The 23,530-nt window shown below is 61.3% G+C and carries 19 protein-coding genes and 5 pseudogenes; 13 read left to right on the top strand and 11 right to left on the bottom strand.

The genetic code is table 11. The features are described 5' to 3' along the window. Positions 1-28 precede the first annotated feature (28 nt). Positions 29-308 (top strand): annotated as a pseudogene (locus ACZY0R_RS40025) (patatin-like phospholipase family protein); the annotation flags it as partial. Between the two features lie 70 nt (positions 309-378). Here the strand turns inward: ACZY0R_RS40025 and ACZY0R_RS40020 are convergent. Then, complete coding sequence (locus ACZY0R_RS40020) at positions 379-1,620, bottom strand: hypothetical protein (RefSeq protein ID WP_488866952.1); 1,242 nt, start codon at positions 1,618-1,620, stop codon at positions 379-381. Between the two features lie 394 nt (positions 1,621-2,014). Between ACZY0R_RS40020 and ACZY0R_RS40015 the strand changes: the two are divergent. The 9 genes and pseudogenes from ACZY0R_RS40015 to ACZY0R_RS39975 form a co-directional block, all read left to right on the top strand. Next, positions 2,015-2,544: pseudogene (locus ACZY0R_RS40015) on the top strand (tripartite tricarboxylate transporter substrate-binding protein); the annotation flags it as partial. Positions 2,545-2,582: 38 nt separating this feature from the next. Then, positions 2,583-3,983, top strand: coding sequence for an MFS transporter (locus ACZY0R_RS40010; RefSeq protein WP_488866950.1), 1,401 nt, complete (start codon positions 2,583-2,585; stop codon positions 3,981-3,983). A 256-nt stretch (positions 3,984-4,239) separates the two neighbouring features. Then, entirely contained in the window at positions 4,240-5,439 is a 1,200-nt protein-coding gene (argE, locus tag ACZY0R_RS40005; protein ID WP_488866948.1) for an acetylornithine deacetylase, read from the top strand. Between the two features lie 212 nt (positions 5,440-5,651). Beyond that, positions 5,652-5,798, top strand: a pseudogene (locus tag ACZY0R_RS40000) (ribonuclease activity regulator RraA); the annotation flags it as partial. 611 nt (positions 5,799-6,409) lie between these two features. After that, on the top strand, positions 6,410-7,465 hold the full coding sequence (locus ACZY0R_RS39995; RefSeq protein WP_488866946.1) for a Bug family tripartite tricarboxylate transporter substrate binding protein: 1,056 nt from the start codon (positions 6,410-6,412) through the stop codon (positions 7,463-7,465). An 11-nt stretch (positions 7,466-7,476) separates the two neighbouring features. Then, positions 7,477-8,592: a DSD1 family PLP-dependent enzyme gene (locus ACZY0R_RS39990; protein WP_488866944.1), complete on the top strand. Its 1,116-nt coding sequence runs from the start codon at positions 7,477-7,479 to the stop codon at positions 8,590-8,592. A gap of 37 nt (positions 8,593-8,629) precedes the next feature. After that, positions 8,630-10,087, top strand: a complete 1,458-nt coding sequence (locus ACZY0R_RS39985) for an N-acyl-D-amino-acid deacylase family protein (protein WP_488866942.1) — start codon at positions 8,630-8,632, stop codon at positions 10,085-10,087. Positions 10,088-10,515: 428 nt separating this feature from the next. Then, the gene (locus ACZY0R_RS39980; RefSeq protein WP_488866940.1) at positions 10,516-10,665 is read left to right on the top strand and encodes a hypothetical protein; all 150 of its coding nucleotides are present in this window, start codon (positions 10,516-10,518) and stop codon (positions 10,663-10,665) included. Between the two features lie 401 nt (positions 10,666-11,066). Next, positions 11,067-11,285, top strand: coding sequence for a cupin domain-containing protein (locus tag ACZY0R_RS39975; protein WP_488867322.1), 219 nt, complete (start codon positions 11,067-11,069; stop codon positions 11,283-11,285). Positions 11,286-11,412: 127 nt separating this feature from the next. On the opposite strand, the gene ACZY0R_RS39970 is transcribed toward ACZY0R_RS39975, so the two are convergent. Further along, on the bottom strand, positions 11,413-11,910 hold the full coding sequence (locus ACZY0R_RS39970; RefSeq protein ID WP_488866938.1) for a winged helix-turn-helix transcriptional regulator: 498 nt from the start codon (positions 11,908-11,910) through the stop codon (positions 11,413-11,415). Positions 11,911-12,035: 125 nt separating this feature from the next. Between ACZY0R_RS39970 and ACZY0R_RS39965 the strand changes: the two genes are divergently transcribed. Together ACZY0R_RS39965 and ACZY0R_RS39960 are read left to right on the top strand one after the other, a co-directional pair. Next, positions 12,036-13,229: an MFS transporter gene (locus ACZY0R_RS39965; protein WP_488866936.1), complete on the top strand. Its 1,194-nt coding sequence runs from the start codon at positions 12,036-12,038 to the stop codon at positions 13,227-13,229. A gap of 159 nt (positions 13,230-13,388) precedes the next feature. Then, positions 13,389-14,402, top strand: a complete 1,014-nt coding sequence (locus ACZY0R_RS39960) for a threonine ammonia-lyase (protein WP_488866934.1) — start codon at positions 13,389-13,391, stop codon at positions 14,400-14,402. A gap of 716 nt (positions 14,403-15,118) precedes the next feature. On the opposite strand, the gene ACZY0R_RS39955 is transcribed toward ACZY0R_RS39960, so the two are convergent. From ACZY0R_RS39955 to ACZY0R_RS39945, 3 genes and pseudogenes are all read right to left on the bottom strand, one after another. Continuing rightward, positions 15,119-15,454: a helix-turn-helix domain-containing protein gene (locus ACZY0R_RS39955; RefSeq protein WP_488866932.1), complete on the bottom strand. Its 336-nt coding sequence runs from the start codon at positions 15,452-15,454 to the stop codon at positions 15,119-15,121. Next, a pseudogene (locus ACZY0R_RS39950) lies at positions 15,435-15,814 on the bottom strand (type II toxin-antitoxin system RelE/ParE family toxin). Before ACZY0R_RS39950 ends, ACZY0R_RS39955 begins: the two are co-directional and overlap by 20 nt. Before the next feature lie 689 nt (positions 15,815-16,503). Further along, a pseudogene (locus tag ACZY0R_RS39945) lies at positions 16,504-16,830 on the bottom strand (tyrosine-type recombinase/integrase); the annotation flags it as partial. Between ACZY0R_RS39945 and ACZY0R_RS39940 the strand changes: the two are divergent. Further along, a complete protein-coding gene (locus ACZY0R_RS39940) occupies positions 16,765-17,013 on the top strand; it encodes a hypothetical protein (RefSeq protein ID WP_488867352.1) in 249 nt (82 codons plus the stop codon). The pseudogene ACZY0R_RS39945 and the gene ACZY0R_RS39940 overlap by 66 nt on opposite strands. A gap of 5 nt (positions 17,014-17,018) precedes the next feature. Here ACZY0R_RS39940 and ACZY0R_RS39935 read toward each other — a convergent pair whose 3' ends face one another. From ACZY0R_RS39935 to ACZY0R_RS39910, 6 genes are all read right to left on the bottom strand, one after another. Beyond that, on the bottom strand, positions 17,019-17,858 hold the full coding sequence (locus ACZY0R_RS39935) for an IclR family transcriptional regulator (RefSeq protein WP_488866930.1): 840 nt from the start codon (positions 17,856-17,858) through the stop codon (positions 17,019-17,021). A 235-nt stretch (positions 17,859-18,093) separates the two neighbouring features. Further along, entirely contained in the window at positions 18,094-18,390 is a 297-nt protein-coding gene (locus ACZY0R_RS39930) for a DUF1330 domain-containing protein (protein WP_488866928.1), read from the bottom strand. 85 nt (positions 18,391-18,475) lie between these two features. After that, complete coding sequence (locus ACZY0R_RS39925) at positions 18,476-18,931, bottom strand: cupin domain-containing protein (protein WP_488866926.1); 456 nt, start codon at positions 18,929-18,931, stop codon at positions 18,476-18,478. 56 nt (positions 18,932-18,987) lie between these two features. Next, positions 18,988-19,896, bottom strand: a complete 909-nt coding sequence (locus ACZY0R_RS39920; RefSeq protein WP_488866924.1) for an NAD(P)-dependent oxidoreductase — start codon at positions 19,894-19,896, stop codon at positions 18,988-18,990. Positions 19,897-20,012: 116 nt separating this feature from the next. Further along, positions 20,013-21,554: an acetolactate synthase large subunit gene (locus ACZY0R_RS39915; RefSeq protein ID WP_488866922.1), complete on the bottom strand. Its 1,542-nt coding sequence runs from the start codon at positions 21,552-21,554 to the stop codon at positions 20,013-20,015. Between the two features lie 145 nt (positions 21,555-21,699). Continuing rightward, on the bottom strand, positions 21,700-23,154 hold the full coding sequence (locus ACZY0R_RS39910) for an aldehyde dehydrogenase family protein (protein WP_488866920.1): 1,455 nt from the start codon (positions 23,152-23,154) through the stop codon (positions 21,700-21,702). Positions 23,155-23,530 lie beyond the last annotated feature (376 nt).

Raw genomic sequence — 23,530 nt, 5'->3', positions numbered from 1 at the left:
CCCAGCAGCACCACCGAGGAGCTTCGGGATGGCTACAACGAGCGGAAGACAGCCGGGCGGTGGCGCGCAAAAGCCGATCGCGCTCGCTTTGCAGGGCGGTGGGATGCACGGTGCGTTCACGCGGGGCGTCCTCGACCAGTTGCTTGGGGACGGGCGGCTTACTAAAAATTGAGGGTGTCGGCGCGACCAGTGCAGACGCCACGAATGCCGCCATGTTGGCATATGGGCTGTTGCAGGGTGGCCGCGACGGCGCGCGCCCGGCGCTGCACGACTTCTGGCGTGCTGTGGCGCAACCGGAAGAGAGGTACACCTATTAATCAATAGGTTGCAATACTGCCCGCCCAAGGGAAACCTCCGCAGGGCAGCGCAGAACCGATATCAGTACTGTCGGTCGAGAGCGGACTCGGCGATGCTGCTGCTGATCGGCAGGCCCTTGCGATGCCGAGCGCCGTAGTTGACCAAAGTGTGCGCGTTGTTCCTCAGGTACCCGTAGACCGTGTTCAGGTTCCACCACAACGTGCTGAATTCGTACCCTTCCCTCGTCAGCAGCCGATCGTCCAGTGCCTTGATCCGCTCCACTGCCTTGCTGCCCTTGCCATGCCAGACCAACCACTTGGCGTGGTTGATTTCGGTCTCCACGGACTCCCGTTCCAGCGAGGCGATCATCTTGCTGCCGATCACAGAACGCTGCGTCGCCTTGAACTTCATCGCGATGTGGAACCAATCGAGGATCCGGCCGCGAGCCAGCTGACTGCCCTGGACGGCCTTCTCAAATTCACCAGTGTCGTCGCTGATCACGGTCACGCGTTCATCGGTCGCCACACCGTTTCGGTTGAGGAACTGATCGAGTCGCGCTGCAGCCGAGGTAACTTCCCGGTGCACATAGGCATAGAACTTTGGCGGACTGTCGGTAAACGTCGCTCGCCCGGCAATTAGGTTGACGTGGCGGCCAAGGCCTCTCACGGAGTCGCAATGCCGCAGCCACGCCGAGTCGACGCTCACGGCGGCGACAGGGCTGGATTTGCGAACCTGTATGTCTGCAACGGCCTGGGGCAGTTTCGCGATGTCACGCTCGATGTCAGCGTCGAGCTGTTTTCCAATAGTGCGAATCCGACCCCGGGTCCCGCTGAACGAAATGCCCTTGTCCAGCGGCAGCACTTCCTTGAGCATGGCCGTGGGCTGCCGGTACGGCAGATGGGCCGCCCACTTCGCCTGGAGGTATTTCAGCTCCGGCGTGGCACGGTTAGACAGAGCTTTAGACAAGGGGTGGACCACACGCCGCGGCGTCCGCACAGTCCGTTGGCAAGCACGCGACCACAGCCGCGGACTGTTCACCGTCACCTTGCCGTACACAGTGCGTACCACCGTCGAGCGACTGTCCTTGTGGTGCAATGCCGCGCCACTGCACCGACAATGGATCTGGTCCGAGAGCCACTCATCCACTTGCTTCGAAACCAGCTCGACCTGCACCTTGGCCAACAGCGACCGCGCCTCCGCGAGAGTCAGACCCAGGTTCGCAAGACTACCGGCAGGGCGCTCAATCACGGCCAAAACGCCGTCAACGTCATGGCCGGTGTCGCTGCCCTCAGCGGCCAACCTGGCTTCGATGATCAACCGCATGGTTTGCTCCCGCCGTTGCGATACCGATCAGCGTAGTCCACACGGAGCCGACGCGATGGCCGGATGCTCTCTAGCGCCCGCTCATTTGGGGCCTCCTCAAGTTTTGCACGCTCTCCGCTAGCGGGGAGCCGCGAAACCAAAAAATTTTTTTGGTTAATCGGTCCCGGGATCGCTTTTTCTTGCCTTCCGTCTTCGTCAAACTACGTACATGCGCATTACCGGCTGTTGGATGCGCAGACAACAACAGACCGGAGACGACATGGATTTCCCCATCACCAATGTGACTCGACGCACCCTGCTGCGGGCAGGGCTGTTGGCCTTCACCGTCATGACCGCTTTCACCAGTGCCACGGTCGCGTTCGCGGCCTATCCGGACTAGCCGGTCCGGCGGGTCGTGCCTTATCCGCCGGGCGGCGCCACGAACGTGATCGGCCGCATCGTTGCCACCCGCCTGGGCGAAGTACTGGGCCAGCAGGTGGTCGTTGACAACCGGGGAGGCGCGGGCGGGAATATTGGCGCGGAAGTGGCGCCCGGAGCGCGCCAGACGGCTATCCGTTGCTGATGGGCGCACCGACGTCCCATGCAACCATGGCCACCCTGGAAAAAGAGCACTTGCGGTACGACATCATCAAGGATTTCGCCCCGGTGATGGTCGTTGGCTCGGTGCCACTGGTGGTGGTGGTCAATCCGAGGGTGCCGGTCAAGACGCTCCAGGAGCCGGTCAGGTACGGCAAGGCCAATCCCGGCAAGCTTAACTACGCCTCGTCTGGTGCCGGCGCCCCGCAGCGCATGGCGGCGGAGATCTTTAAGAAAGATGCAAATATCGACATGACCCATGTGCCGTACAAAGGCAGCGGTCCCGCCATGACAGACCTGGTGGGCGGGCAGGTCAACATGATGGTTGAGACGGCGCCGGCGGCGCAACGACCGATTGCGGTCTAGATGGAAAATATGGAGATTTGATGATGGAGCATTCACTGAGGGATGTCGTTGGCAACACCCGTTACGTTGCCGACGAAGTCGATGCAACCTACAGAAAGGTCAGCTGGAGACTTGTGGCATTCCTGTTTGTCGGCTATCTGATAGCCTATTTGGACCGCATCAATGTAGGCTTCGCGCAACTGCAGATGCAGCATGACCTCGGCTTCAGCGATGCGGTCTACGGACTTGGCGCCGGCATTTTCTTCACTGGCTATTTTCTTTTTGAAGTGCCCAGCAACCTGATGCTTGAGAAGATTGGCGTGCGCAAGACTATGACGCGCGTCATGATCTGCTGGGGCCTGGTATCGATGTGCATGCTGTTCATTTCAAGTCCGATTGAGTTCTACGTCATGCGCTTTTTGCTCGGCGTATTCGAAGCCGGCTTCACGCCTGGCGTCATCCTTTACCTGACCTATTGGTATCCGGAAACACGGCGCGCGCGGGTCCTGGGTATCTTCTCCAGTGCCATCACCGTTGCCGGCGTGATCGGCAGTCCGGTCTCAGGCGCCATCATGACCCATCTTTCCGGCGTTCACGGCATGAGCGGGTGGCAATGGCTGTTCCTGCTTGAAGGCCTTCCCGCAGTGGTAATCGGCTTGCTCGTGCCGGTCGTGCTGGTCAACCATCCCCGCGACGCCAGGTGGCTGACCGGTCGCGAGAAGGACATCATCGAGCACCAACTCGCAGCCGAACGCGGACCGTCTACAGCGAATCGCAGCCATACCTTTGGTGACGCTCTCAAGGATCCGAGGATCTATCTGTTCGCGTTCGTGTATTTCGCCGTCATCTGCGGGATCTACGCAGTCAGCTTTTGGCTGCCAACCATCCTCAAGAATGCCGGCGTCAACGATGCATTCGAAATCGGCATGTTCTCCATTATTCCCTATGGCGTCGGTGCACTGGGCATGATCTTTATCAGCCGCCATTCCGACATCAAGATGGAGCGGCGCTGGCACCTGGCTGGGTGCGCGTTCATCGGCGGTGCGGCACTGGTCATGGTCGCGGCGACCGCAAGCAGTCTGGCGCTGGCCCTGCTCGCGTTCGCGATCGCCACTGCGACGATTTTCACCGGCATGCCGTTATTTTTCGCGATGCTGACCTCCTACCTGTCCGGCACCGCCGCTGCTGGTGGTATCGCCCTCATCAACAGTCTTGCGCTGATCGGTGGTTTCGTCAGCCCCGCCATTATGGGGTGGGCGAAAACGACCACCGGGAGTTTTACAAGTGGGCTCTATATCCTGGCAGCGTTGCTGGTGATTGCAGGTCTCGCCGTGTTGCTCGGCACCCCCAAGCACGCGACCCGCGCGACGGGGCATGACGACGCTGGTGAGCCATCGCCAGGCGCCGCGGAATTGGAACAAGCCGCACTTCGGAGCAATTGACACTCGATACGCCCCGGGGCGCGTGCCTCCAGGCGAAAGCGGGAAGCTCGGTTAGCTTCCAATCCTCGAACTGGCGAGGAGCCGACGATACGGCGCAAGAAATTCATATGGTGGTCGGCCGCGCGTGACATGGTCAGCGTGGCCTCGAAATGCGGTTGACCCGGAAGTTCGATGTCGCGCCCCTAAAGCGGCATAGGTCGGCTAAAGATAGAGCGCTCATCGCCGTCCGATATTTGATTGAAAGGCCTACATACAAATGAATGCATGCAACGATGACAGTCGACTCTCCAGAGTCGTTGAATGGGTATCCCGACTGGTTGAAATCGAGACGGTCAGCCGAAACTCGAACCTGGGCCTGATCGAAATGGTTCGGGATTTTCTCGGGGGTGTTGGACTTACGACGCAACTGACCTACGACGCCAGAAATGCTAAGGCAAACTTGTTTGCGACAATTCCGGCAGCAGACGGGAGGGTGGATGGCGGGATTGTATTCTCCGGTCATACAGACGTCGTTCCAGTGGATGGCCAGGATTGGCACACCCCCCCCTTTCGCGCAGTCATCGACAACGACCGTCTGTATGGGCGAGGGAGCGCGGACATGAAAGGCTACCTTGGCTCATTGCTTTCCCTCGTGCCGGAGCTGGTCGAAGCGAAGCTCGCAGACCCGGTTCACATCGCATTCTCGTTCGACGAGGAAATCGGCTGTCTTGGCGTGCCTCTTCTCCTTGCCGACATGCGCGACCGCGGAATCCACCCGACAGGCTGCATCGTGGGCGAGCCGACATCCATGCGTCCGGTCATTGCTCACAAGGGCTTGAACCATTACCGGTGCTGCGTGGTGGGTCGCTCTGTACATTCGTCACTGACACCGTCGGGCGTCAATGCGATTGAGTACGCGGCGCGAATCATATGCTTCATCCGCGACTTGGCCGATGAATGCCGTCGTACGGGCCCCTTCGACGATGACTTCGACGTGCCGTACACCACTGCGCAAACCGGGCTGGTGCATGGCGGGGTTGCGCTCAATACGGTGCCCAACGTGTGCAAATTCGATTTCGAAATCCGGGATTTGCCCGGCACGGATGTGGGCCGCCTGCTGCGTAGTATCGAGGCGTATGCGGAAGGTTTGGAAGCGCAGATGAATGCGGTATTCGATGGAGCGAGCGTAACATTCTCCTGCCTTGGGGCTGCTCCATCACTGTCTGAGGTTGAAGCATCCTCGATAGTTCAACTCGTCAGGGCACTCACGCACGATGCAGTTCGCCGAAAGGTGGCATACGGCACGGAAGCGGGTTACTTCTCGAAGGCCGGAATCCCTACGGTGGTTTGTGGCCCTGGAGACATCGAGCAGGCGCACCGTCCCAATGAGTTCGTCGAACTGCGACAACTTCGAAAATGCGAAGCGTTCCTCAGAAGCGCAACGCTATTGGCTGTTCCGAAAGGCGTTGGCGTCTGAGAAGCGCCCGATCGCCCGCGTTCTGCCACGTTGCAGGGGGCAGATAATATCTGCCTGATGAGGAGACAAAATCTCTCCATCAGGCTGATGCCCGTCGCAGCGGGAACAAATTTCGCGGCCGGGGTGTGGGGGATGCAGCGTGCAAAGCTTTTGGCTGCGTCGTCACAACAAGGGAACTGGTCAGAATACGTCTACCGGTCGCATACCGGGCCTCGGTTCCAATTCCCGCCGCCCTGCTTGACGAAATGATTGCTGCCTCAGTGGAACAGGAACGCCTGGAGGGCTGGATCATGCAGGAAGTGGAGCGCGGCACGCCGTTGCTCGGCTTGTACCCCCCCAACCAGGAGAACAAGGCGCGCGCGGTACACGGCCTGGACGGAAGGGGAAGGCGCGGTCCGCTAAATGCTCTGGGCGCCAACGCGCGCCCGCACCGTCATTGCGGCGGCCGCGCGGTCAGCTTCCCCCTGCACGCCGCGAGGCCATGCCGAACTCAAGGACTGCCCGCGAGAGGGCGGCGTGCGTTCCGTGTGGCGACAACAGGAGCCCCACTTTGGGCACCCCGATAACAGGACCACCGGCCCATCCGTGGACAAAGAGCCGCGATGCACCGGTGCTGAAAGCAGGACGAAACAACCAGGAGACAGCCATGCCAACCACGCCCTTCACCCGCCGGCTCAACGAGCGCCGCCGCGTTGTGCTTTGCGCAGCGATTGCCGGTATGCATTCTGGCTTCACTGACCGGATTCCCGGCCATTGTGGTTCCTGCTGGATTCTCTTGTCCCACCGAGGGGGCCCCGCGCGGTGTGCCTGTCGGCCTGGAGTCTCCTGGTCGCCCGTGGAGCGAACCTCAACTCATCCGATACGCGTATGGATTCGAGCAGGCTGCCCGCGCGCGCAAGATGCCTGCTTCCACCCCGGGCCTGGCGCGCAACGACTAAGAACCCGTTCTCAAGGAGATGAGCCCGCTCTGGTGCGCTCCGTCTGGCGCCTGAAAGAGCGCGGCCTGTCCCTTATGCCACCGGCGCTTGCTGTCTTACGCCACCTACCATGTGCCCGAGCCATGTTTAGACGTCTGTTGGTCTCAATTTTCACCCTTGCCATCATTGCCATAGCTGCGCCAGCGGCCGCAGCTTATCCCGACAAGCCGATCCGGCTGATCGTGCCGTCGGCTCCCGGCGGGGCTCCGGATGCGTTAATGAGAGCCCTCGGTCCACAGTTGGCGCAGCAATTGGGCGTGCCCATCGTGATTGACAACAAGCCTGGTGGTTCCTACGTGATCGGCACGATGGAGCTGGTGAGGTCCGCGCCCGACGGCTATACGCTGGCTTACGGCAATATTGTCTCGCTGGCGACCAACAAGTCGCTGCTGCCTGCGGTGCCATACGACGTCGAAAGGGACCTGACGCTGATCGCGAACACGCTGCGCCTGTCCAACATGATGATCGTCAACAACAGTGTGCCCGTCGGGACCATTCCCGAACTGATCGCCTATGCGAAAAAGAATCCGGGCAAGCTGGCCTTTGGATCGGATGGCAACGGCACCACGGCGCATCTGGGCTTCGAACTCTTCAAGGCGATGACGGGCGTCAACATGCTGCATGTGCCCTATCGCGCGGCGACTTCGGCCGTCACGGACCTGATCGGCGGTGGTATACAGCTCATGATGATCAACACGCCGGTTTCCGCGCCGATGGCCCAGGCGGGCAAGGCGCGGGCGCTTGGCGTCTCCTCGGCGCAGCGCCTGGCTGCATATCCGGACGTTCCCGGGATCGCCGAATCCGTGCCCGGATTCGAGGTGTCGGCGTGGGGAGGCATCGTCGGCCCGGCCCACATGCCCAAAGACATCGTTACCCGCCTCAACCGCGAAATTCGCATCGCGCTGGAGAGTCCCGCCGTGCGAGAGCGATTCAAGGTGCTGGGGGCAGAAATCGCGCCCAGCACGCCTGAGGAGTTCCTGGACCTCTCCCGCAGCGAAACGGTCAAGTGGGCAAAGATCGTGAAATTCTCTGGTGCCAAGATCGATTGAAGGAAATCCCCGTGAGTCCCTGGAATGCAGCCCAAGCTGGCGACCCCGCCGTCGCCATCGATACACCTGCGCTCGTGCTCGACCTGAATGCATTCGAGCGCAATCTGAAGCGAATGGCTGACGCATTGCGCGGCCGAAACGTGCGTCTGCGTGCTCACGCCAAGAGCCACAAGTGTCCGGAGATCGCCTTGCGACAGATCGCATTGGGCGCTGTGGGTATCTGCTGCCAGAAGGTAGGCGAGGCTGCCGTGTTCGCGGAAGCCGGAGTTGGCGACATCCTGGTCACGAACCAGGTGATCGGCGACACCAAGCTGCGCCACCTTGCACCGCTGGCACGCAAGGCGCGTATCGGGGTGCTGGCCGATCATCCGCAGCAGGTGCAGGCGCTGGCCGCAGCCGCGCAGGCGCATGCCGTCACCCTCGACGTCTACGTCGAGGTCAACGTCGGCGCCAACCGCTGCGGTGTGGCACCGGGCGACGAAGCCGTGCAACTTGCCCTGCAGATTGCCGGCAGCGCGGGGCTGCGCTTCGCCGGGCTGCAGTGCTACCACGGGCCGGCCCAGCATCTGCGGTCGCCGCAGCAACGCAAAGCGGCCATTAAAGACGCTATCGAGGCTGCGCGCACGACGCGCGACGCCATCGAGGCCTGCGGCGTCGCTGTCGAGCGTATCACGGGCGCGGGCACCGGCACCTTCTTGCATGAACGTGACAGCGGCGTCTTCAATGAGCTTCAGGCGGGGTCCTATATCTTCCTGGACCGCGACTACGGTGACAACGAGCGCGGGGAGGGCGATGTGCCCTTCGAGCACGCATTGTTCGTGCGCACCACGGTGATGAGCCGAGCGAATCCGCAGCGCGCGATCGTGGATGCCGGCCTGAAGGCATCGAGCGTGGATTCGGGCATGCCCGCCGTCTGGCAGCGGCCCGACCTGCGCTATGTGAAGGCTGCCGACGAGCATGGCGTCCTGGCTACTGCCGATGCCACCGCAGTGTCGCTGGGAGACGTGCTGATGCTCGTGCCGGGCCACTGCGACCCTACCGTCAATCTCTACGACGAACTGGTGTGCGTGCGCGGCGACAAAGTTGAGGCCCTCTGGCCGATTGCCGCGCGCGGCGCCTTGTTGTGAGCGCGAGTGCACCACCGAAACTTATTTTGGAAATCCCATGAAAGCAAATTTTGATCTGCTGATCCGCAACGCGAGTATCGTGGATGGCACGGGCGCGCCGCGTTACGAGGGTGACATCGGCATCCGCGGCGACCGCATCGCCCATATCGGCGATCTATCGGGCGCACGCGGCGAGGTGGAGTTCGACCTCAAAGGCCGCATCGCGGCCCCGGGCTTCATCGACGCACATACACACGACGACCGGCTCATGCTGTCCAGCCCCGATATGGCGCCCAAGGTCAGCCAGGGCATCACCACGGTAATTGCGGGCAATTGCGGCATCTCGCTCGCGCCGATGCCACGACCGATCCCGCAGCCAGTTACTCCGCCACTGAACCTGCTCGACGAGCAGGGCGACTGGTTCGCTTTCCCCACATTCGCCTCCTACATCGCGGCACTGCGTGACCAGCCTCCCGCTACCAACTGCGCCTTGTTGGTGGGTCACACCACGCTGCGCGTGGCGACAGTGGAGGATCTGGAGCAGCCGGCGTCGCGGGCGCAGATAGAGCAGATGCGCAGCCTGGTGCTCGAAGCGCTGGAAGCCGGCGCGATCGGTGTCTCGACCGGCCTGTTCTACGAGCCATCGATTGCGGCGCCGACCGAGGAGGTGATCGACATCTGCGGCCCGCTCCAGGCATTCGGCGGCGTGTACTGCACCCACATGCGTGATGAAGCGGATCGGGTGATCGATTCGCTGGAGGAGAGCTTCCGAATTGGCCGTGAGGTTGGCGTGCCGGTGGTGATCTCGCACCTCAAGGTGGTCGGCGAAAAGAACAAGGGCCGATCGCAGGAAGCCCTGTCCTTCATTGAGCGGAACATGGCGACCCAGCCGATCTGTATCGACTGCTATCCCTATACGGCCGGCTCCACGGTTCTGTCGGCCCACCGCGCGGCGAGTTCGACTCGCGTCATTGTGAGCTGGTCGAAGTCGCTTCCGGAATTCGCGGGGCAGGATCTGGACGCCATCGCTCGAAAGCTTGGCGTGGACCAGGAGGAGGCGATCCGCCGCCTGAGTCCAGCGGGGGGGATTTACTTCCGGTTGGACGAGGGCGACGTGCAGCGCATCCTGAAGCACGAAAAGGTCATGATCGGCTCAGACGGCTTGCCGCACGACGCGTCTCCGCACCCGCGCCTGTGGGGTAGCTTCCCCCGCGTGCTGGGCCACTATGGCCGGACCCTCGGCTTGTTCCCCCTCGAAACTGCCGTACGCAAGATGACCGGTCTCACCGCGAAGAATTTCGGCCTGAAAGACCGAGGCCTGCTCAAGGAGGGTGCGTTCGCCGACCTGGTCCTGTTCGACGCCGAGACCATCGACGCGGCCGCCACCTACGAGGCGCCGACCGCTCCGGCGCATGGTATCGATACAGTGATTGTCAATGGCTCCCTCGTCTGGCATGGCGGACGATCGACGGGCGCGCGGCCAGGGCGCGTGCTGGCGCGCCATCAAGCAAGCTGAACAAGAGACCACGCACTTGGGCGGGCATATATCAGGGTCCCGGATGTGGTGGCCTGGGAATTCGGTATGCCCTTCCATGTGGCTCGCTGTACCGCCATATTTCCGACCCTACCGTCGTATTCAAACTGGATGGCCGTTCACAGTCGCCTTGGCGTCGGCCCCTTTCGAGATCGAAATTTTATGGCATCGAATCAAAACGCATTTTGGACTTTTCCTTCCACGTCGTAGCGCTTGCCGCTCCTCGCCGACAATGTCGTGACGACTTCGCAACCGCTTGCACCCTCGGCTGGCTTCCAGATGCTGCAACGCGGCGGCAATGCAGTCGATGCGGCGCCGGCCCTCCCAGAACGGCCTCGTCCTTTAGGGAATGCTGATCAATTCAGCCACTGGTCATCGGACGGAAAGCGTGGCGCGATGAAGGTGAAGGCATGGGGAAATTGAAACAGACCAGCTTTGCCGATGTTGAGTTTGCGACGAAGAAGCGCGTGACGCGGCGCGAGAAGTTTTTCGGGGAGATGGATCGGATCGTGCTGTTGAAGATCATTAATTCCGCTAGCGGTGACCGCTATATCCGCTAGCGATCACATGGCTGTAACCCATTGATCTAAATGGAGAAACCGGCGTTCAGCAGCGTCTTTGGCCGTTGTGCAAGAGCAACGCCATTTTCCGTCCATGTCCAACGATTCCGCTAATGCGGCGCGGCGGATCATTAATTCGGCTAACGCGGGCTACGCCGAGCCGGTGTCGGCGAAATTCTATTGCTGGCCGGGCAGGGCGGACGGGGAGGGTGATAGCTCGGTAGAGCCATGCGTATGACCTCGCGAAAGATCGGAAAAATAGGGGTATTCTGGCGATCCGCGTGCACGCCACGATCTGCGCGCCAGGGAGATCTCCATTGAAAGCACTCGCGAGCATCGGCAGGAGAAGAGCGTTTTTCCTTCATCTATCCTGGCCGGCACCCACATTTGCGTAATTAGAGATCGCCATTAGCCGAAATAGCGATCTGCAACATGTCCTGCAAGGGACGCTCGAATACCAGCTTGGCGACAACCGGCCGGTCACGCTCAAGGCTGGTGAGTCGCTGTTCATCCCGGCCGGGACCCCTCACTCGGCGCGCAATGTCGGCAGCGGCACGGCATCGGAACTGGCCACCTATATCGTGAAGAAGGGTGCCCAGCTTGTGGTGCCGGCCAAGTGAGCGCGCGATCCGTCACGGGGCGGCCACTCTATTTCGCGGGAGAGAAGCGCGAGTACTGGTGGACAAATAGCCGGCCGCGTTGGGACGCTTACAGGCTGTGCCTGACCCCAGCAGGCGTTCAGGTCTGTCACTCCTTGCCCAGAATGGCAAGGTTGCGCGCCCTGACGACCTCTTTGGTACCTGCCGTGGCGCCGTCGCCCAGCTCGAATCGTACGTCACGCAGGCCAAGCTTTCGCGCTCCTACGCGCACGCTTACCGGTTCGATGGGGTGCCCGGAGCTGTCCTCGACGATACGGATCGGCGTCTGGGGCCCACACCACGCGTCGCCCCATTGCATCAGCGCGACAAGGACCGGGTAGAGCGCCTCTCCCTTCTCCGTCAGCCGGTACTCGTTGCGGCGCTCGCTGCCCTCGGCCAGCACCTTCACCAGCACGCCGTGCTCGATCAGGCGGTTGAGCCGCGCGGTCAGCACGTTGCGCGCGATGCCCAGCTTGTGCTGGAAATCGTCAAAGCGTGTCGTACCCATCGTGCATTCCCGCACGATAAGCAGGCTCCACCATTCGCCGACCTGCTCGAGCGCGCCCGCCACCGAGCAGTTCATGCCTTCGAAAGTTTTTCGGTACATGTCGTCATCCTAAATGAAAGAGTTGCGTCATGCAACGTAATGCGCTATCGTAAGTTTCGTCACGAAACTTACTGGCACCCAACGTGCGCCTGGATGGCCCGCATGTGTCGCAAAAGGACTTCCAAATGGATAAACGTCTGATAATTCTGGCCAGCGGCATGTTTGCCATCGGTACGGACAGCTTCGTGGTAGCTGGCGTGCTCTCCCAGGTTTCGGCATCGCTGGGCGTATCGGTGGCGCTGGCCGGGCAAATGGTCACGCTCTATGCGATGAGCTACGCGCTGCTTTCGCCAGTCATCGCGGCGGCGGCGGCCCATTGGCCGCGCAAGCGGCTGCTGCTGGCCGGGCTTGCCGTGTTCGTGCTGGGCAACGTGGTGACGGCCGTGGCGCCCAGCATCGGGCTCGTCCTGGCCAGCCGCCTAATCGCCGGCTTGGGGGCCGCAATGTTCAGCCCGACCGCGACGGCCACCGGTGCGTCGCTGGTGCCTCCCGAACAGCGGGGCCGCGCGCTTGCTATCGTTGTCGCCGGGCTGTCCAGTGCCACCGCGCTGGGCGCGCCGCTGGGCACCTTCATCGGCGGCTGGCTCGACTGGCGCGCGACGATGTGGTTTGTCGCGGCGGTCGGCACGTTGGCCGCGATGGGCGTGGCCTGGCGCCTGCGCGATATCCCGACGCCGCCGCCGGTCAGCCTCGCACGTCGGCTCGCGCCGCTGGGCGATGCCCGGGTGCTGCTGACGCTGCTGACGACATGGCTCGTCTACTCGGGTCTTTTCCTGGTCTACACGTACATCGGATCGAGCTTCGACCGGGCCACGGGCGGCGACGCGCGCATCCTGGCCGGACTGCTGCTGCTGTGGGGCGTGGCGGCGACGGCCGGCAACCTGGCTGCCGGCCGGATGACCGACCGCTTCGGAAGCCGCCGCATCATCAATGCCACGATCGCGCTCGTCGCGCTCGATTTCGCGCTGTTGCCCTGGACCTCGGCGTCGCTCGCCACCGCTATTCCCGCCCTTGTCGTCTGGGGCGTGTGCGGATGGGGCTTGGTCGTTCCGCAGCAGCATCGCCTGATCAGCATCACGCCCACCGCCGCGCCGCTGCTCCTGGGGCTGAATTCGGCCGCGATCTATGTCGGCGTATCGATGTCGGGCTTGCTTGGAGGTGCCGCCATCACCTGGATCGACCCCCACGCGCTGGGTCTCGTCGGTGCCGTGCTCATCGCGGCCGGGCTGCTGGTGGCCGAGTGGGCGCAGGCACGCATCGCCCGTCCCGATGGCCTGGCCGCCAGCGCGGTCGCCGCGCCGCAAAATACGGCGCGCTGATGGGCCTCGCGTGGCGCAGCAGGTTTTCTCGAAGTTCATGAATGATCGAGTTGGTGAAGCAATGGCAGAAATGAAGAAGCGACATATGGTCCCGCGCCAGCGAAAGCCGATGAAATATTGACGCGCCAAACCGGCAGAGATTTCCGGAAAGAGGAGAACATGCCCACACTAAAGCAGAAAGAAGAGAACATGCCGACACTAAAACAGATAGAGAACACCGCTGCTGAACTGTTTTCTTATGTGCGTCGCACGCCCGCTATTCCATGGCCGGGAACTGTGCCCAAGGGAATATCGCAGCTTGTACTCAAGTTGGAGTTATTCCAATACACCGGCACATTCAAGGCTCGCGGAGCGCTTGCGAACATGCTTGCGTTATCTCCTGACGCGCTCAAGCGTGGTGTAACCGCAGTAAGTGCAGGAAATCACGCTGTGGCCGTTGCGTGGGCCGCCTCGAAGATGGGTACTCGTGCGAAGGTCGTCATGCAGTCAATCGCAGACCCTATGCGCGTCAGGCTCGCACGCGACTTTGGAGCCGAAGTGATATTAAAGCCACCGTCTGAAGCGTTTGCCGAAGCGATGCGCATTGAGCGTGAGGAGAAAATGACGTTCCTCCACCCATTTGACGGAGAGCGGACTGCCTGCGGTACCGGCACCTTAGGACTTGAACTAGTCCAGCAAATACCTGATCTCGATGCGGTGGTAGTTTCAGTTGGCGGCGGCGGACTTGCCGGTGGTCTTGCGGCAGCGATCAAGGCGGTGCATCGAAACTGCGAAGTACTGGGCGTTGAGCCGACGGGGGCTGACGCGATGCTCCGGAGCTTTCAGGCTGGCCATGCAATTGAACTCGGGCGCACTTCTACCGTCGCCGACAGCCTCGCTCCGCCTATGGTGACGCCATACTCTTATCAGCTGTGCCGCACGCACCTCGACGACCTCGTTGCGATAGACGACGATTTGATTTGCGCTGGGCTCGCTCTTTTACAACAAGAGGCAAAGATCGCGGTCGAACCGGCCGGTGCGGCCGCGATCGCCGCAGCCTTGGGTCCATACAGAGCTCGGCTCGCAGGCAAGCGCGTAGCTGTCGTTATTTGTGGCGCAAATATCAACCCGCGTAGCTATGCGGACATGTTGATACGCGGGCTCAATTCGCTAGAGCGTCTAGAAAACGTTTGAAGACATTAGCGGGCACAGTCCAGTTTGGAAGGGCATCACATTGCTATCGACGGCAAGTGCGTGCGCGGCTCGCATGATGGCGAACAAAGTGCGATTCATCTGGTGTCGGCCTGGAGCAGCAGCACCGGCTTGACGTTGGGGCAGGTTCGGGGTAATCGTACTCTTCGTGCGATATGTGGCGGAAGGCAACCGAAGAGGCGCTTGCAGCAAGCCTCTTCGCTCGCTGCTGTTTTGCGCATCAAGCAATCTGGCAACCTATTGATCTATATGGATTTTTAGATCAAAACCGCCAGATTCACGAAAAGTACGATTACCCCTACCCCGACGACCGCACAGTTCGACGCGCAGGCACAACTCCTCGCGGACTATCGATTGCGTGCCGGTGCGCCGGGGTAAAGCGCTAGATTTTACATGCACGAAAAGCCCCCCTTCTACTGCGCGGTCAACCGAGTTGGCGGAAAAAAAACTTCCCCAGGCTTCCTTCGTCCCCGAATTCTCAACGCGTCACGACTTCCGGAACAAGTTGGCAGCGGCGTTCGTCGTACCGCCGAGTTCGTGGACGACGGCGTGAAAATGTGCGTGCCTGCGCCTGCAGGGACACGAGCCCGACAAAGCCGGCTGCAATGGGGACATGCACTTCGGCAATGCCACCAGCCACGGGGAGAGACATTTCCGCGGTGCTGAACGCGATAGAGGGTCGGCCTCCGCAACTCGCTTCAAGCAACCGCCAGCGTCAGGTGCCCGACCGGTTCAGCCGCAGGCTTCACCTTGATTTCAATGTCGTATCCGAGGCGGTTCAAACAGTCCATCAACTTGCGTTCGGACAGGTTAGCGAAGTCGCCGCGCAGCAGGCCAGAAACCTTCGGTTGCGCGATGCCCATGCGTCGGGCGGCCTCGTCTTGGGTCAGGCCGAGACGGCGCACGGCGCGAGCGATTTCGATCACCAGGCCGGACTTGATCTTGAGCTTGTCGGCATCCGGCAGGCCCAGGTCGGCAAACACGTTGCCGGAACTGGTTTCGACCTCGATGCCGTCAATCATGCGCTTTGCCATGTCTTAACTCCTTTGCCAGCGCCTCGGCTACCTTCAGCCTGGCGCGAATGATATCCATGTCCTCCTTCGGCGTGGCGATGCCACTCTTGCTTTTCTTCTGGAAGCAGTGAAGGACGAACACAGCTTCCGCGAATTTAACGGTGTAGACGGCGCGGTAAGTGCCGCCGGCATCGTCTTCGACCACTTCCAGGACGCCGGCGCCGCCGAAGCCTTTGAGCACTTTCGCCGCGTCGTGCTGGTCGCCGTGCTGCGCGAAGTCCAAGGCGTGACCAAAGAACTTCCGCACGTCGAGCGCGGAAGCGCCATCAAGTCCTTTTTGCTGCTCCCGATCCAGACAAGCGATTTTTCTTTGTTGGTCATGGCAGTATTATACCAAAACTGGTATAAGCAGCAAGACAAGACCAAAGTGTCGTTAGACCGTCCCCTCTGGTCTTGGCAATCCTGTGGGTGGGTGAACCTGTCGGGGGTCATGTTCTGACACAACAACCGCTTGCTTTGCTGCCAGGGCGGATAGAGGCTCAGGCTTATCCCGTCGTCCCGCAGGAAAAACGCTCCCGATAGTCGATGCCGGTGCTGCCATCTCGATGGCGATGCCGGCGATCCGGGGCGAGCGCCAACGCGGGCTGTTGAGCAGCATGACGCCAAGGCCCTCATGTCGGATCTGCGAGGTCCGATCATACTGGCAGGATGGCAGACGTCTAATCTAAGCGCCCAGCGCCCGGCGCTGTCAGTTGGGCTAAAAACGCAATTAATCGCCAGCACTTGCACCCAACGACTAGAACACAGATCAGCAGGAGGGGGCCGCTTGCCAGAGGAGCGCTGCGGCGTGAGGGCAGGGCCTGCAAGCCTGAGCGGGACGCCCATTCCATCTGCTGGGCGCACCGGCGAGGCTTCGTGGCGAACATCGTTCCCGCGTGCAACTCGGCGTGGGTGGGTGGCGCGACCCGCGCGCCGCAACCCCCCTCGCGCGTGACGAACGCCGTGCGGTCCGTCCGCCGTGCCGGCAGAACAGCATCGCGAGCGCCGAGTGACGGGGGCCGTGGATTCTTTCACGAACGTGAAGATTTCCCGGGCGTGCCGACACCGGGGTCTAACGGCACCGCCTCCTCCGGCTGCGCGTGGGCTGGCGCCGCGGTGGCAGACGTCCAGCCGATCCGGTGGCGTCCCTGCGTAGCCTCGTGCCGCGCATCGTCCTCCGTGTGCAGGTAAGCGCTGGTGGTCGATATGGAAGCGTGCCCGAAATTGTCCCTCACGAAACGCAGGTCCACCTGCTGGTCGGTCATGTGCGACCCCGCGGTATGGCGCAGCCAGTGCGCCGACGCGCTGGCGAGCACCGTGGCCCGGCTTTCCCACTCGGGGCCGCGCGAGCGCAGGCGCGCGGGGCGCGCCAGCTCAGTTATGGCTCGTCCGGTCCGGCCAGCGTGGGCTACGTCACCATGGAAATGGTCAAGGCGAAGGCAGGCGTGGAGATCGCGCTTAAGGCAAGCCGGAAGCGGCATCGCCTATTGCGCGATCCCGAGGTGTCCGTGCGATATTCGTGTTTAGGCTGCCACGGCTGAAACTATCAAGCGAACGACAAGTTGCTCCCACAAGCTTGCGAGATACGTGTACTTGTCTCTACCAGACACGAGATAGCCTTGGCTTTGATACGCTGCACATCAGGGCTTGCGCCGATCAACGTCAGACAGGCAGCCGCCTCGTTCTGCACATCCAGTATCGGGGCACTGATCGCTGACAGGCCTGGAATCAGGACCGATTCGGCTTCGTCGTATCCTCGCTTGCGGATCTTCTCAAGATGCTCGAGCAATTTCGCTGGCGGCTGCTCCAGATTACGGGAGACAGCCAGCTCGATCAGATCATTCCTGACCTGCTCAGGTGTGAATGCCAGCAATACTCGTCCGGTCGCAGAATTGGTCAACTGGAATGTGGAGCCAACCGACAGCGTGGTGATAAACGGAACAAAACTGCGCTCCCAACGAACGATGGTCGGGCCGCGATCCCCCAGGACGCTGAGCAGTGCAGGAAGTCCCGTACTGGCTACCAGTTGCGGCATGGCTTCGCTTGCAAGGCGCAGATGATCGACACGCGCCAGCGCCGAAGCGCCTATGCGAACCGCGGTAGGTCCCAGGTCATAAAGACCGGTGATTTCGTTCTGAACCGCCAGGCCGCTCGCCATCAGACTCGCCAGATAGCGGTGCGCGAGACTATTTGGCATGCCGATGGCGCGCGCCAGGTCACGCAGGGGCGTCGCCTTTCCTGCGTTGACAAGCGCGAGGAGAACTTCCGTTGCCTTGTCAGCCGACTGAATGCGGCGCCGCCCTCCACCGTTGCCCGCTGGAGCCGAAGGTGCGTCGTCCGCCATCACCGCGGATCGTTTTGCGACTGTTTTTTTTGCTTCTGTCAAAGCCGTCGATACTCCTCAAAAGGGCTCGGGCCGCGAACCAGTTTGCGCGTTCTTCTCGCGCGTGTGCCACTTTAGCGAGAGCCTCGACTCGCAGGGCACCTAAACGGCTTTCGAGTCTATCACGGGGCTGTTTCAACGGCGAAGCGAAGCACTTCTGAGAGGCCAGTCTGAAAGGACAAAGCACAGGACGTCATTGGAGCGCAAGAACCCAGTGACGCCGTCGCTTCTCGAAACCTTAGTTTGCGCCCGGCAGACAAATAACTCGCGCCTCGGCATTGCGCAGCCGAAGAGGCAGGATTTTCTGATAGTCCTCCGATGCATACCACTCCTCGGCCTTCTGCGGACTCTCAAACTCGAGAACCACGATAGTGCCGGTTTCGCCCTTGCCTTCCAGCACGTTTGGGGTACCGCCCCGAATCAGGAACACGCCACCATAGGCGTCCAGCGTAGGCTGGACCTTGCTGCTGTATTCTTCCCATTCCGCTCCGGGAGAATGAATGTCCACTTCGGCGAAGATATAACCTTTAGTCATTTTGTTTTGCATTTGATTGGGTTTCACCGCGCGCCATGCCGGTTCTCTGGCACCTCGGCAGCGTGACATGTCTGTCGGAGTGCAATTAGCCCTGCGCGACAAGGTTCGGCGGCGCATCGCAAGCTACCGTACCCATCTTCGCCGGAACCGACACCTCGAGAAGCTCGAGGTCTTCAGAGATCGCGAGTTCGTTATGCTTGAGTCCGCCCGGAATATGGAGCGACTCTCCCGCACTCACTCGAAGCTGGCGACCGTCTTCGAACACCAGATCGACCCAGCCGCGCAGCGTAAAAATGAACTGTGATTCGCAGAGATGATAGTGCCAGCCAGTCTGCTGCATTTCTCCCGTCGCGATAGTGATCTGGGCGCGCATGCGCCCATCCGTAGCGTCCGTGACGCCGAGGTCGCGATACTTGAAGAACGTTCGGCGTCCCGGCACAAGTGGCGCCGTCTCAAGCGTGGCATATGCGAGCTTTCCGGCAAGCCCGGCGACGTCATCAGATTTGGTGGTCGAATGGATGTTCTCGCTGGATGAATCCATGGTCTTCTCCGTAAGGGTCTGAAATTGTCTGGAGTGGATGACTGCCGATTGGCAGATCACTGTCGTGGCGCTCCACGTACCAGCACATTGGCGCGTTCTTCCACGCTCTTGAGAATCGAAGTGAAATCGTCACTACCGCGGCCTTGTTCCATCGCTGAGTGCCAAACGCCCCTGGCCTGGTCCAGGACGGGAACGGAAACCTCCAGGGCGCGCGCTTCGGCAATGGCCAGTTCCACATCCTTCGCGACGATAGCAATATGCGCGCCGAAATCGAATGTTCCGGGAATTGCAAATCGGGCCAGGATGTCCGCCGCTGCGCTCTGCCCTGTGCTGGATTTGATCACTTCGATCATGGCGTCGGCATTCAACCCCGCCTTGGCGCCCATCGTCAGCGCTTCCGATGCAACCGCCATGTTGGCGGCCAGCATGATGTTGTTGACCAGCTTCATTGCCTGCGCCTGACCGGCTCGATCGCCCAGCTTGTGAATCGTCTTGGCGATCTGCCTTAACCACGGCATGGCATGTGCGATATCGTTGCTGTCGCCGGACAACATGATCGAAAGCTTGCCGGCGCGCGCGGCCGAGGGGCCGCCACTGACGGGCGCATCGACCGTGGCGATATTGTTGTGGGCAAGCCTCTGCGCAATCGACGAGACGGCAGTCGGTCCTATCGTCGACATCTCGACGTAGGTGCGCACGTTCTTGCCACCCGCAATGCCCTCCGGCCCGAAGATCGCCGTCTCGCAAACTGCGCTGCTCGGCAGGCAGGCGAAGACGGCAGAAGCGGAATCCGCAACCGAGCGAGGGCTCGTATGGGCAACCGCGCCCAGCTCAACGAGTTGCGACACGGCCTCGGGATCCGGGTCGAAAACATGAAGTTTCGACTCAGGATGAATAAGGCGCTTGGCCATCGCGGCGCCCATGTTCCCAAGGCCAAGAAATCCGACGTGTTCTCTGTCGCTCATTCGTATGTCTCCAATGTTTTGCTCGGACTGAGGGCATGACAGCGATCCCAACCCGGTACTCATGTTGTCTGTCTGTCATTTGACGGGAGTGTGTGGGCATGCCACGACAACCCCTGTCAAATCTGCAATTCGATCAGGAACGGGCCGTCCTGACGAAAGCTCTGCTTCATCAGATCGGCGCATCCCTCCAGCGTCGTGGCGCGCGCCGCCTCAACGCCCATGCCATTCGCAAGCTTGACCCAGTCGAGATCAGGATTCGACAAATCGAGCATGCCCATGGCAGTTGGCCCCGGGACAGCGCCAACGTTCTCGTATTCACCGATCAGGATGTTGTACTTGCGGTTACTGAGCAGGATCGTCGTGCAGGGAAGCTTCTCGCGACCTTGGGTCCATAAGGATTGAAGCGAGTACATGGCCGAGCCGTCTGCTTGCAGACTAATGACTCGTCTGGATCCGCCACAGGCAACAGCGGCGCCAGTTGCTACGGGAAGGCCATCGCCAATGGCGCCTCCGGTCAGTGGCAGCCAGTCATGCGGTGCCGCGCCATGCGTGAATCGGTAAAAGCCACGGCCAAAGGAAATGCTTTCATCCGAGATGATTGCGTTCTCTGGCATCAAGGCCGCGAGCGTCTGAGCCAGGCCTTCCGGCGTCGGCGCGCCGCTAGCTGCCTCGGGGCATGGCCCGCAACCCGGCATATCGACGGCCGGGGCTTTCAGGGCTTCGGCCAGGGCCAGCAGCGCAGCTTCGGGGTCTTGATCGACCCGCGACAGATAGTGCAACTGCGCGCTGGCCGAATGCTGGATGGAGGGCTTTCCGGGATAAGCGAAAAACCCGACTGGCGGCTTCGCATTGACCAGGATGATGTGCCGAAACGACGCCAGCACCTTGATTGCCTGATCGGTGTTGTACGGCACCCGTTCAATTGGAAGACGACCGCGTCCACGCGCGACCCGTCCGATGACGTATTCGTACCTCAAGGTCGCGCCGGTTGCGCTGGCAATGCGCCACGCGAGGGCCTGGGCTTTGGGAAGCGCAGCGCCTCCGCCGAGAAGAATCAGTACGTTCTTGTTCTGACGCAGTATTCGCGCTGCGTTGTCGACGGCGAACGGATCGATCGCCGGCGCCGCGGGCACTGGCAGCGCGTGAGCGGCCGCGCCACCCTCGTCCCAGGATGTGTCTGAGGGCAGGATCAGCGTGGCAATCTGGCCAGGAGCGGTTCGGGCTGCGGACACGGCGGCGGCGGCGTCGCGCCCGACATCGGCCGCTTGCCGGCTGGTGCGTACCCACGCGGAAACGGCGCCCGCGAGACCAGCCGTATCGGCAGTGAGTGGCGCGTCGTAGGGTTGATGATAGGTTGCCTGATCGCCCACGATATTCACGATCCCGCTGTTCGCCCGCCGCGCGTTATGCAGGTTGGCCCAGCCATTCGCGAGTCCCGGCCCGCAATGCAGCAGCGTGCTCGCGGGTTTGCGGGCAATGCGATAGTAGCCATCGGCCATGCCGGTCACGACATTTTCCTGAAGACCCAGCACACAGCGCATGCCGGGAATCTGGTCCAGGGCCGCGACAAAGTGCATCTCACTGGTTCCAGGATTGGCGAAGCAGGTATCGATGCCCGACTCCAGCAGGGTGGTGACTAGACTTTCAGCGCCGTTCATTCCGTATTCTCCGGTTCAACAATCTGCGGGTCGGGTGGCGACAAGGCGAGTACGCGGAAAAACTCCGGATATCGCTTTGGGGCATCTCCTCGCGCCAGATCAATGTCATTCAATGGCGGGGACCGCCGTTGCCTCGGGGCTTGCTCTACTGGAGTGCGTTCGGCCGATCGGCCCAACCCGAAACCGCTTTGACTTCGAGAAACTCTTCGATGCCCCATACACCGCCTTCACGGGCTCGTCCGGATGCCTTGATACCGCCGAAAGGCGATCCTGGAGCGCGAGGCTTGCCGTTCATCTCGACCATGCCGGATCGCAGCCGGCCAGCCACGCGGTTGCGCTTCTCGCCATCGGTCGACTGCACGTAATTGGCAAGCCCATAAGGCGTGTCGTTTGCGATGGCGATCGCCTCTTCCTCACTGTCGAACGGCATGATCGAGAGCACCGGTCCGAAAATCTCCTCGCGAGCGAGGGCCATCTGGTTGTTCACATCTGCGAATACGGTTGGCCGGACGAAGTAGCCGGTGTCATGTCCCTTCGGACGGCCGAGGCCACCGGCGACGAGACGCGCACCATCGGCAATACCTTTTTCGATCATCTCCTGGACTCTCTGAAACTGCGCATCCGAGGCGAGCGGACCGATATGCTTGCCAGCCGCGTGCGCCGCATCGACTGCGACGCTCTCCGCGATCACCCGGGCCTCTTCGACCACCCGCCCATAGATGGAGCGCTCGACCAGCATGCGCGTGGGTGCGTTGCAGCTTTGCCCGGTGTTCTTGAAGCAATGAAGCACGCCGCGCTTTACCGCGTTGGCATCCGCATCCGGGAATATGAGGTTTGCACCCTTGCCACCAAGCTCAAGCACCACGCGCTTGAGCGTATCGGCGGCTGCCTTGGAGATGGCGATGCCCGCGCGCGTGGAGCCCGTAAAGCTGATCATGTCGACATCTGGATGAGAAGACAGGCGCGTACCGACCCCAGCGCCGTCACCGTTGACGAGATTGAAGACGCCCCTCGGGAAGCCGGCTTCATCGATGTACTCGGCAAAGAGCATCGATGAAAGCGGCGCGATTTCCGAGGGCTTCAGCACCGTCGTGCATCCCGCCAGCAATGCCGGCACAACCTTGAGCGCCACTTGATTCATGGGCCAGTTCCACGGCGTAATCAAGCCCGCTACGCCAATCGGCTCCATGAGGATGCGATCTCCGGGCGCATGCAGGCCGAGCGGCCGCTCGAACGAAAACTCGCGAAACGCCGTGATGAAGTTCCGGGTGTGATAAGCGCCGGCTCCAACGTGATCGGACAGCGCCATGTCGATCGGCGCGCCCATTTCCAGACTGATCGCGAGCGCCATCTCGGGGGCACGTCGTTCGTAGATTTCGAGAAGTCGCTCGACCAGCCGAAGACGTTCAGCGGGCCTGGTTCTGGACCAACTCTCGAGCGCCTGCCGCGCAGCGTTCACTGCGCGGTCGGTGTCGGCCACACCGCCGATGGAAATGACAGCGCAGGGCTGTTCGGTCGATGGATTGATCACCACTAGCTCGCGGGCCGTCTCAGGTGTGACCCACTTCCCATCGATATAAAACTGTCTCTTATCAAGCACGTTGTCTCTCAATTTTCGGATGCGGAACAGAAGGGGCTTTCGGACGACTGCTGCGCGATGCAGTGCAGATCGGTGCCAGGAAAGTGCCAGTGATCGAACGGTAGAACATTGCCTTGGCTTTGTAAATAGGGTTATACCGTTATCTATAGGATAATTTTAAGGGCGTGGCGGCTCTGTGGTGCTTGCACGGCATTTGGCGGATGGCGCTCCGTCGGGTTGTTGCGGCTTGAACGCCTCGGAGCCCGCTCAGCGCGGCGATATGACTACGTTGTGATCCAGGAAACGCATGGGACCGTGATCAAGCTCGCTCGGAGCCAGCACCTCAAAAGTTATCCTATGGATAATCATGAGACCCTATTTACAACATCATCGCGGC

This window comes from Cupriavidus sp. F041 (assembly GCF_057814235.1).
This window is presented reverse-complemented; position numbering and strand designations above follow the sequence as displayed.